Here is a 10,778-nt window from a genome sequence, read left to right as displayed (position 1 = left end):
TCTCGTGGGTAGAAAACGAGAAACTATTGCAGGGACGTATCAAACCTCAACGGGCGAGGTTGAGGTGCGGGTTGATCCGCACGGGGGCTATGAAATTTTTGTCAACCACGTGCCAAGTTCGCACATTAGTGACGATCCTTTAAGGCTTGAGTACGAGTACATGCGTTGGATTGTTGCGTTGTGCCCACTCATCGAGCAGCGTTTCGACGTCGACAAGCTGCGTGTCACGCATTTGGGCGGTGGGGCGTGTTCCCTCCCCCGCTATTTCGTGGCGAAATATCCGCGCTCCCGCAACTCTGTTGTTGAGCTCGACAGTGAGCTCACCCAGCTAGTGCGGCAATGGTTCCAGCTCCCGGCAGCACCGCAGTTGAAAATTCGTGCGGGCGAGGCGAGAGCAGTTGCCGATACTTTTGTTCCGCAGTCGCGCGACGTCGTGATTCGTGATGTGTTCGCCCAGGCTGTCACCCCCGATAATTTGTGCGAGCTGGCATTTTACCGCCAAATTCATGCATCATTGTCCGACGGCGGACTCTACATCGCAAACTGTGGCGATCATAAGGACCTCAAGGGTGCCAAAGCAGAGCTACGGGGCATGGCGGAAGTTTTTGCTCACCTTGCCGTCATTGCAGATCCTTCGATGTTGAAGGGACGCCGCTACGGCAATATTATTCTGGTTGGTTCCGATAAACCTGTGCCTGTTCTGCCGGAAATTACGCGCGAACTGCTGCAAGGTGGGGTTCCTGCGCAGATGAAAAACGATGAGTGGGTCCGTGCATTCATGGTAGGGTGATGAGAAAGGGGACATTATTTTTTCAAGCTGTTGAGGAGACGTATGCGTCGGATTGCTTCCACCCTAGTTCTTATAAGCTGCTTGGCGGGAGCTCCTGTCGCCTCGGCTTCGCCCATGCTCATCACTAAATCCGACCGCCCCGAAAAGGGCGAATTTAATGATGACAAGTGGCGGGCACGCATCGACAGCCTCAACCGAATCCATAACGATGAGCGGATTGCTGAATACTCTATAAAGTCCCCTTCCATGTTGGGCCGTGAAATCCCAGTGGTGGTTCTCAAGGCGAAAGATCCGAACCGCCCTGTGATTTATCTCCTCAATGGTGCCGGCGGTGGGGAGCAGTCTGTGTCGTGGGTGACTCACACTGAGGCGCTCGATTTCTACTGGAAGAAGAATGTCAACGTTGTTATTCCTATGCGTGGGGCGTTTACCTACTATGTGGACTGGGTTCGCGACGCCCAAGGCACTGAGTACGCCAAGGGCCCACAAAAATGGGAAACGTTTCTCACCAAGGAGCTTCCTTCAGAGATTGAGCCTGAAATTCAGGCTGACCCGAACAACCGTGGCATCGTCGGCATGAGCATGTCGGCCACCTCTTCCCTACTGCTGGCTGAACGCAATGAGGATTTCTACAATGTGGTCGGATCATATTCCGGTTGCGCAGCCACCTCGAAAGCTTTCCCTTCCCTGTTCGCCAATTTCACCATGGAACGTGACGGGGAGACCCCAGAATCGATTTGGGGTCCACTGGGCTCCGATACCAATATTGAACACGATGCGCTGATTCAGGCTGAGGGCCTGCGCGGAAAAACAATCTACGTATCCAATGGCTCGGGTCTGATCTCTGACCGCGAGTTCTACGACAACATCAAGATCAAGGGCGAAAAGTGGATTGAGACCCTCGCCTCCTCTTCCGAAGTCACGGTCGTCGGTGGGATTATCGAGGCCGCAACAAATGCATGCACTCATGATTTGAAAGCCAAGCTCAACCAGCTCGATATCCCCGCCACCTTCAAGTTCCGCAATACCGGTGTGCACACCTGGTATTACTGGGAAAAAGACATGAAGGATTCTTGGCCGGTGTACGCCAAAGGCTTCGGAATTGACGCTGAAGATGACGAGCCAACCACCGCTGGGGCTAAGGTTCCTCTCAAGGTAAAAGACAACCTACCTTTCGAGGACCCCTCTCAGGCTGAAGAAAACTCCCAGAAAGACTAGGCCATGCCCGCTTGGCGGGCAATGGCGACCGCCTTCGGTAACGCTTCGATCAGCTGGGCTACCTCATCTTCAGTGGTGGTGTAGCCCAAACTGATCCTTAGCGTACCGCGGGCGGTTTTTTCATCAACGCCTTGGGCCAAAAGCACCCGCGAGGCCCGATTCACACCATTAGCGCAGGCAGAACCGGTCGCGAGTGCGAAACCTTGAGAATCTAACAGCATGATCAAACTATCGCCCTCAGCACCAGGAAACGACACATTAACATGCGTTGCCAACGAATGCTTCGGGGTGTTGAGAATAGAATCCTCAGGTAATGCAGCAATGATCATGTCTTTAAGCGCCGCTAAGCGCTGCTGTTCTTCATCCATGGTGGCAACAACCTCAGTCAATGCTGCGGCAAAACCACACGCGCCAGCGACATCCACTGTTCCGGAACGAATACCGCGCTCCTGCCCACCGCCATGAAACAGTGGGGCGGGTGCTGGACTGCGCTTGGCAAGCAACACCCCCACCCCACGTGGGCCACCGAATTTATGCCCACTCATCGCGAGGCTGGCGGCACCTAAAGCATGGAAATTAATGGGAACTTTTCCCACCGCTTGAACCGCGTCAACGTGCACTGGTGCATCGGTAGCAGCGATGATCTGCTCTATTGGCTGGATGGCGCCTGTTTCATTGTTGGCCCACATGCAGCTGACTACCGCCGCTGGCTGTGCCAGTATGTTGTGGGGATCGTGGACGAAACCTTCCCTAGTGACGGGAAGCAAGTCCACATCACCAAGGAATTGGGCAGTTTCGTACACTGCGGAATGCTCAATGGCACTGATCACAACTTTTGAATGCGGACTGATCGCGTAGAAGCCTTTCAGCGCAATATTGACCGATTCAGTGCCACTGGCGGTGAAAATTACTTCGATCGGGTCGCAGCCAAATACTTTCGCCACCGTTTCGCGGGCGTCGTCAAGCAAGCTTCGCGCTCGACGCCCCAGCGCGTACTGCCCAGATGGGTTCAGCGCCGAGCTTGCCTCAAGCCACGCATCTTTCGCACTTTCACGCATCGGAGTAGTGGCTGCATGATCGAAGTACAACACCGCGTCTAGCCCCGCTTCTTCAATTCCTCAATCACACGAGGAACAACCTCATGCACGTCGCCCACAACACCCAAATCAGCGATCTGGAAGAAAGGCGCATCTTCATCATTGTTGATCACAACAATCTTGCGGGCAGTCTGCATACCAGAGGTGTGCTGGATTGCACCGGAAATACCCAAACCAATGTACAAATCTGGGCTGACTGTCACACCAGTCTGGCCAACCTGGAATTGTGGGCCATACCAGCCCAAGTCCACCGCATCGCGAGTCGCGCCAACAGCAGCATCCAACACATCAGCCAAAGGCTCAGCAACGTTGCTAAAGCCCTCCGCAGAATCAAGGCCACGGCCACCCGCAACCACGACCTTCGCCTGCGCCAAATCAGGGCGATCACCCTTCGGCGCTGGGGTGAATTTGGTCACGGTCACATCCTTCACCGTGGCAGCTGGTAGCGCGAAAGTGCTCACCACCCCAGCACCAGGGGTCGGCTTCGGCTCAACCGCACCAGGGCGCAGAGTGTAAATCGGGCTGTTACCGCCAACTACTGCGGTGACTTCAATGGAATCACCAAAAATGCTCATCTGTGCGGAGCGATCCGCATTAATGCCCACAACATCGCACAACACACCCGAAGCCAAACGGGCAGCGAGGCGACCAGCAATCTCATTGCCGTGCGCGCCAGCGTCAATAATGATGGGAGCAGGAGCACTCGCGGCCAGCATCGACAGCGCATCCGTTTCCGGCAGCACGATTCGAGACGCCACATCAGCGCCCTCAGCTGCCACAATCTGATCCGCACCCAACGCAGCAAGCGTATCGACGAGCGGAAGATGCGCCCCTTCAGTACCCACCACCACGGCGGTGACCGCCCCGAAAACCTTCGCTGCAGTAATCAATTCCGCAGTCGCAGCTGCGACCTGATCCCCAGTGTATTCCACCAAAACATAAGCATTAGACATGTTCAAACTCCTCAAGGCTTGAAAAAAGTATTAAGAATTCTTAATGAAATCGACGATCTTTTCTGCCTGAGTCTGAGCATCGCCATAAATCATCTCACCCTGGCTGCGCGTAGGACGTGGCACCGCCGTCGATACGCGAGTTGCAGCACGCTCCAAGCCCACATTCTCAGCCGACACCCCAATTGCAGCCAAGTCCCACACCCGAATCTCAGCCTTCTTCGCCGCCATAATTCCCTTAAAGTTCGGGTAACGGGGCTTATCAGCCTTATCAGTAACAGTCACGATTGCGGGCATAGCAGCCTCGATAGCGAAATCACCATCGCGAGTCTCACGGACGGCCTTGACCTGGCCGTCGGCAAGTTCAACCGACTTGCAAGATGTTAAGGCAGGCTGGTTACGGTACTCGGCAAGAATGCCCGGCAGCGCACCCATCGCACCATCAGACGATGCAACACCGGCAACAATCAAAGCCACGTCAGGGATTTGATTCAGCGCATTCGTCAACGCCCACGCAGTACCCAACACATCAGAACCAGCGAGCGCATCATCAACAACCTGCACAGCGGAATCCGCACCCATAGCCAATGCCTTGCGCAGTGCCTCTTCCCCCGTACCAGCAGACAATGCCACAACCTCGTAGCCTGCATGTGCTTCCTTCAACCGCAAAGCCTGCTCAACTGCAAACTCATTAATCTCATCAAGCACATTATCCACGCTGTTACGGTCCAACGTGAAGTCAGCTTCCAAGCTCTTCACCGACCACGTATCTGGAACACTTTTGACCAACACAACAATCGCTGGCATCATCGCCCTTTCTCAATAATTCGTACTAAAGAAGACAGTTTAGCCCGCAACCTCGCTCACGGCAGCATGACGAAACTCACGTGCCCGACACACCAACGCCACACCCTGAGTTCCAATGCGTGTAAGCACCACCGTCATTGGGGTCTTCCCCTTCAACGCCAACTTTTTGCGCAACGTATCCGGATCACAATCAACACCACGGACCAAAATTTCAATAGTCCCAGCGTCATGGGCCTTTAAAGCCGCTTTGAGTTTCTTCATCGGGACAGTCTCAATGTATTCGAATCCACTCCGCCCCAGTGGAATTTCATCCCCCGTGAGATACGCAATCCGCTCATCCAACATCCACAAACCCTCACGATGCGCATAATGACGCACCAACCCGGCGCGCACCACAGCACCATCGGGATCAAGAATATATTTCCCTGGTTCGCCCGCGCCGACGTCGTCAGGCAATGCATCAGTCACCGTATCAACGCCGGAATTGGTGATCATCACAGCTTCGCGGCGATGCCCTTCAGACAGTGCGCCGCTATACAGGCATGCCTCTTTCACTCCCGTGGTCGTACTGACCACGCTAACAAGGCCATCCCATTCGGAAAAATCAATGCCCGGTGCGCATTTGATCGCTAACAGCGCCTGAGGGTGCGCGTTGATCAGGTCTGGGAGCGGCGGAAGGAGATCCTCGGGTTTGAAAATCCTGCGCCCTTTCGCTCGGCGCGCAGGATCAGCGATCACAATATCCGCACGCATAGCTGGTTGCAGTGCATCCGCGATATGGAAGGGAGCGGAAACATTATGCTGCGCCATGAGGATGCGCGAAAGATCTAAATCTGAACCATAATAGTTCAGTTTTTCCTCTACACACGCGTGCGCTTCGGTACCGATAGAGCAGGTCACGTCATGAACAAGCGCATCGGGGAAAAGACGGGCAATGCGACGGGCTCGCACCTGTGCCACAGCAGGTGGGGTTGCCTGTTGCATCGACTCGTGGCACATCAGCCAGGAATCGGGAAGTTTATGTGCGCTACGCGCTTTCGCTAATTCAAAGGCAGCGCGGCCGAATTTGCCGAAAGCGCGACGGAAAAACTCTGCGTCTTCAATGGCTGAACGCGCGGATAGTTCGCGGTCACTAGGGATCTCGCAGGTGCGTAAAAATCGAACTTCGTCTGGGCTTAAACTCATACATTCAACCGATTCGGAGGGGTGTAATTAAAAAATTCTGCATAGCGGGGATCATCCACCGGATTGCCCAACACAGGTTCAATCACAGGGTTTTCTAATGCTGCTAACAAGGATGCAACCGTATCATGCTGGCTTAACAACAACAGGTGCGCCCAGGTAGGGATCACAAGGCGCAGCAATCCAGCCCGCCACCCATCAAGAATCAAGGAAGGACTAAACCACCCCGTTGATGCTGCTTCCCGTGTGCAACCATCAGGTTCTTGTCCATCCGGTAATTGTGCGATAAAGGAATACATGTCGAATTTGACTGCATCTTCTTCTGGGCTCACCCAGCGTGAACAGGGGTGAAGGAGGTCTGAGCGGGCCACCAGATCATTGCGCTTGAGCACCTGCGAAAATGACAAGCGGTGCGATTCTAAAGCAAGACGCTGCGAGTGGTACGGGGTGGCATCGGCAATCAGTGAACCATCAAGATGTGACGCGAGCAGCGTTCCCGATTCTTCAAAAAGCTCTCGACCTGCGGCCATCACTAACGCGCGAGCTTTTCGACGATCCGTGCCCAGTACTTGCGACCATTGGTCGGGGGTTGGCCCGAACCAAATAGATTCGTCATCGGTAGCGTCCACATCACGGCTGTCCACCCCACCTCCAGGAAACACTGTGGCATTGGGAAAAGTGGGCATCGAAGACACACGCTCCTGGACATACACCTCAAGACCGTGCTCAGTATCGCGCACCATCACCACGGTGACAGCAAGCTTTGCGCCCTCGTATCCCACAACCGCCTCAGACATGAGACTCTAACTCCCCTAGCTGCTTAAACCATCAGTGCTGCGTCGGGCAAAGAACCGGCCATCAATCCTATCGACCTTAATTGGTTGATGGAAGGCTCGACTCAGATGTTCACTGGTCAGCACATCATCAATCAAGCCCTGAGCCACCACGTGGCCGGCGTCGAGGATCATGGCGTGAGTAAATCCGAAAGGAATCTCCTCCACGTGGTGGGTGATCATCACCATGGCTGGGGCGTCCGCATCTAATGCAAGCTCGCCGAGATAACCTACGAGGTCTTCGCGTCCGCCCAAATCCATGCCGGCACCTGGCTCGTCGAGAAGCAATAGTTCGGGGTTGGCCATCAGTGCACGCGCAACCAAAACTCGCTTACGCTCACCTTCACTTAAGGTGCCCCAGGTGCGGTCGGACAGGTGTGCGGCACCAACCTGTTCTAAAATTTCGTCAGCGCGGGACACATCAAACTCTTCGTATTCTTCACGCCACCGCCCCAAAATAGCGTATCCTGCGGAAATAACGAGGTCGCCTACTTTTTCGTCCACCGGAATGCGGTTAGCCAACGCGGCAGAGGATAGGCCGATCATGCTGCGCAGGTCACGCATATCTGTGCGACCAATTTTTTCACCCATAATCCAGGCCATACCCTTTGATGGGTATTCTTCGGCGGCGGCAAGGCGCATCAATGTGGTTTTACCTGCACCGTTCGGGCCAATAATGACCCACCGTTCATCCAGTTCGACCTGCCACGTCACTGGCCCGAGTAGTGTTTTACCGTCGCGGATAAAATGGACGTCTTCAAAATCGAGGAGGAGGTCAGGATTGCGCAGGTCAGAATTTGTCATAAGCACCATTGTGTCTTAAATCCTTAAACTCGTGTGGAATTGACACAGCATGACTACGCTTGGAAGAAAGATTTGAGTTTCAACTTCTTAAGAAAGTGATGTTCACTATGACTGGAAGACTTGCGATCGAGGATGTCCGCCCCCTCATCTCCGGCCGAGCATACCCGTCGAAAGCTGTGGTCGGCGAGCTCATCCCTATCAGCGCTCAGGTGTGGCGGGAGGGCCATGACGCTATTTCTGCAACGCTGACCGTACAGGGCCCAGCATCATCTCATATTGCCGCTTCGCCGATGAAGATAACGATGCGCCAAGACCCTCACAATGTTGATCTGGTTCACGCTTTCTTCATCCCCGATGTCACGGGTGACTGGTCTTTCCATGTTGAAGCGTGGAGCGACCCCATGAAAACGTGGCGCCATGCCGTCACCACGAAGATTGAAGCGGGACAATCTGTCACTGAACTAGCTAATGATCTGGAATATGGTGCACAGCTGTTCGAGCGTGCTGCGGCTGGTTTGAGCGAAAACCTTCAACGCAGTGCGTTGCTCGCTGTGGCCAAAGAGCTGCGCGACGAGACCGCACCCCTGCGCACCCGTGTGGCCCCTGGCTTATCGGTTGAAGTGACGGAAATTTTGAGCGAAAATCCTCTGCGCTTGCTGGTAACTAGTGGGGATACGCACAAAGTGCTGGTGGAGCGTCGCGATGCGCTGGTCAACTCGTGGTACGAGCTGTTCCCCCGCTCTACTGGTGGCTGGGATGATGAAGGCAAGCCGATCCATGGCACCTTTGATACCACTGCTGCGGCGCTCGATCGGGTCGCTCGCATGGGCTTTGATACTGTCTACTTCCCCCCTATTCACCCCATTGGGGAGGTCAACAGGAAAGGCCGCAACAACACCTTGACGCCGGAGCGTGACGACGTCGGCTCGCCGTGGGCGATCGGTTCCGCGTACGGCGGGCATGATGCCACCCACCCCGAATTGGGCACCGTGGAGGATTTTCAGCGCCTTCTTGCCTACGCCAAGAGCTTGAATCTTGAGATCGCGCTTGATCTTGCGCTTCAGGCTGCCCCTGATCACCCGTGGGCGAAAACCCATGAGGAGTTTTTCACAGTGCTTCCTGACAGCACGATTGCCTATGCTGAAAATCCCCCGAAGAAGTATCAGGATATTTACCCACTGAACTTTGACAATGATCGCCATGCAATTTATAACGAGATTTATCGTGTGGTGAAGTTCTGGGTGGACTTGGGCGTGCGCACATTCCGTGTGGACAATCCGCATACTAAGCCTGCAGATTTCTGGGAATGGCTGATTAAGAAGATCCACAAGACCCACCCTGAGGTCATTTTCCTTGCCGAAGCCTTTACCCGACCAGCCCGGTTGTATGGCTTGGCCAAGATTGGTTTCTCCCAGTCTTATACCTACTTCACATGGAAGGTCAGTAAGCATGAGTTGAAAGAATTCGCTCTCGAAATCGCACGCATGGCGGATGTGAGCCGACCACACCTGTTTGTGAACACTCCCGATATTTTGCACGAGTCTTTGCAATATGGGGGCCGGGCAATGTTTGCTATTCGTGCCACTCTCGCTGCTACGATGTCTCCGCTGTGGGGCATGTATTCCGGTTTCGAGCTCTACGAAGGAACTGCGGTTGCCCCCGGCTCGGAAGAATACCTCGATAGCGAAAAATATGAGCTCAAACCGAGGAATTTCGATGTTGAGGATACCCTCGAACCGTATATCACAGCGCTCAACCGCATTCGACGTCAATGCCCTGCCCTGCAGCAGCTGCGTCAGATTCATTTCCACCACACCGCCAACGACCAAGTTCTCGCCTACACCAAGGTCGATCCGGTCACCGGCGATGCCGTATTAGTTGTGATCAACCTCGATCCACTCAACCCACAAGAAACAACGGTGGAATTGGACATGGATAAGATCGGGCTTCCCCGCAACGCTGCATTTACCGCCCATGATCTCATCAGTGATCAGCAATTCCCGTGGGCTCAAAGCACCTATGTGCGCCTTGACCCTACAAAGGACGTCGCCCATATTCTTGCATTGCCGCAAGTAACCGGTGATGCATTAAGCAGCATCCGTAGGCGGGAAGCTGACGACTACCGCCCGTAGTTTATTCCTCTGCACAAATCCTCCCCAAACAGTAGTGTGGGGAGGATTTATTCATGTCAACCCTGTCACAGCAATACCGGCATGATTTTCACAACCATTAAGAAAAAGCGCGTCGATTTTTTGAAAATTGTGCACAATACACGGTAAAACTGCTCCATTTGGCAGGTTTGCTACCCGAGGAAGTAGATTTCATTAAGATTTTTCTAAGCTTGACTGCGCCATAAAGTTGCAGGTTATTGAAGATCGTGCCCAGTGGTTGATTGGCAGATAAATTAAAGATAAGAGTATATTAAGAACTATTAGTTCAATAAAGCAAAGCTATGAAATTCCAGTTTTGCTCTCAACCGATTGGTTCTTAATGTTGTACCCCAGCCGTATGCGCACCCTCAGCGCAGCAGTGTTCATCTCCCTCGGAATGTGTGCCACCACTACCCTTTCCGCAGCGCCTGCTTTCGCATTCGCCCCCCTGATCGCCGGTTCCTCCCACTCCAGCAGCAACCCAAGTATTCCTGTTGCTCTCCCTGGTGTTCACCGTGAGATGCCCGCAAATCACGACACCACTCACGCCGAACAGGAAACCATTCGCCTGCTGAATGAAGAACGCGTCCGACGTGGAATGCGACCTCTGCAAAGCACCGGCTTTCACGCCGACCTTGCCCACCAGCACTCTGGCTTCATGGCAGGTTCTGGCGAATTCCACCACAGCACCCTTCCTGAGCGCTACTATGTGGGCGAGAATATCCTCATGGCTAACTACTTGCGCTGGGATTCTTGCTTCAAGCTGTGGCTGAATTCCCCTTCGCACCGCGACAATATGCTCAATCCCGCTTTCACCAAGATTGGGGTTTCAATTGTCCCTTCGCTGGATGGCAATTACTACGCCACGATGATCTTAGGGTACTAAGCAAAGAAGCTTCTCAGCGCCTGTGGGTTGGGAAAAATTGTGATTTTTCCCAACCCACAGG

10 protein-coding genes are annotated in these 10,778 nt (G+C 53.9%); 4 read left to right on the top strand and 6 right to left on the bottom strand.

Features of this window, described 5'->3' with window-relative positions; genetic code table 11:
• The first annotated feature begins 4 nt into the window (after positions 1-4).
• Positions 5-790: a spermidine synthase gene (locus CFELI_RS05075; protein WP_277105494.1), complete on the top strand. Its 786-nt coding sequence runs from the start codon at positions 5-7 to the stop codon at positions 788-790.
• Between the two features lie 42 nt (positions 791-832).
• Positions 833-2,008, top strand: coding sequence for an alpha/beta hydrolase (locus CFELI_RS05070; protein ID WP_277105495.1), 1,176 nt, complete (start codon positions 833-835; stop codon positions 2,006-2,008).
• Here the strand turns inward: CFELI_RS05070 and CFELI_RS05065 are convergent.
• From CFELI_RS05065 to CFELI_RS05040, 6 genes are read right to left on the bottom strand one after another with little or no spacing between them, the layout of a single operon-like run.
• The gene (locus CFELI_RS05065) at positions 2,005-3,099 is read right to left on the bottom strand and encodes a cysteine desulfurase family protein (protein WP_277105496.1); all 1,095 of its coding nucleotides are present in this window, start codon (positions 3,097-3,099) and stop codon (positions 2,005-2,007) included. The two genes, CFELI_RS05070 and CFELI_RS05065, sit on opposite strands and share 4 nt — an antisense overlap.
• A 5-nt stretch (positions 3,100-3,104) precedes the next feature.
• A complete protein-coding gene (locus tag CFELI_RS05060; protein ID WP_277105497.1) occupies positions 3,105-4,058 on the bottom strand; it encodes an electron transfer flavoprotein subunit alpha/FixB family protein in 954 nt (317 codons plus the stop codon).
• Between the two features lie 30 nt (positions 4,059-4,088).
• A complete protein-coding gene (locus CFELI_RS05055; RefSeq protein ID WP_277105560.1) occupies positions 4,089-4,862 on the bottom strand; it encodes an electron transfer flavoprotein subunit beta/FixA family protein in 774 nt (257 codons plus the stop codon).
• A gap of 39 nt (positions 4,863-4,901) precedes the next feature.
• Positions 4,902-6,047 (bottom strand): THUMP-like domain-containing protein, encoded by a 1,146-nt coding sequence (locus tag CFELI_RS05050; protein ID WP_277105498.1) that lies wholly within the window; start codon positions 6,045-6,047, stop codon positions 4,902-4,904.
• Entirely contained in the window at positions 6,044-6,841 is a 798-nt protein-coding gene (locus CFELI_RS05045) for an NUDIX hydrolase (RefSeq protein ID WP_277105499.1), read from the bottom strand. Before CFELI_RS05045 ends, CFELI_RS05050 begins: the two co-directional genes overlap by 4 nt.
• Positions 6,842-6,856: 15 nt before the next feature.
• Positions 6,857-7,690, bottom strand: a complete 834-nt coding sequence (locus CFELI_RS05040) for an ABC transporter ATP-binding protein (RefSeq protein WP_277105500.1) — start codon at positions 7,688-7,690, stop codon at positions 6,857-6,859.
• Between the two features lie 98 nt (positions 7,691-7,788).
• Here CFELI_RS05040 and CFELI_RS05035 point away from each other — a divergent pair, with 98 nt between their 5' ends.
• Both CFELI_RS05035 and CFELI_RS05030 read left to right on the top strand, forming a co-directional pair.
• The gene (locus CFELI_RS05035) at positions 7,789-9,813 is read left to right on the top strand and encodes a maltotransferase domain-containing protein (RefSeq protein WP_277105501.1); all 2,025 of its coding nucleotides are present in this window, start codon (positions 7,789-7,791) and stop codon (positions 9,811-9,813) included.
• A gap of 358 nt (positions 9,814-10,171) precedes the next feature.
• Entirely contained in the window at positions 10,172-10,717 is a 546-nt protein-coding gene (locus CFELI_RS05030) for a CAP domain-containing protein (RefSeq protein ID WP_277105502.1), read from the top strand.
• The last annotated feature ends 61 nt before the right edge of the window (positions 10,718-10,778 follow it).

The organism is Corynebacterium felinum, from assembly GCF_030408755.1.
Lineage (GTDB): Bacteria > Actinomycetota > Actinomycetes > Mycobacteriales > Mycobacteriaceae > Corynebacterium > Corynebacterium felinum.
Note: the sequence above shows the minus strand (reverse complement) of the source record. Positions and strands in the feature narration are given on the sequence as shown.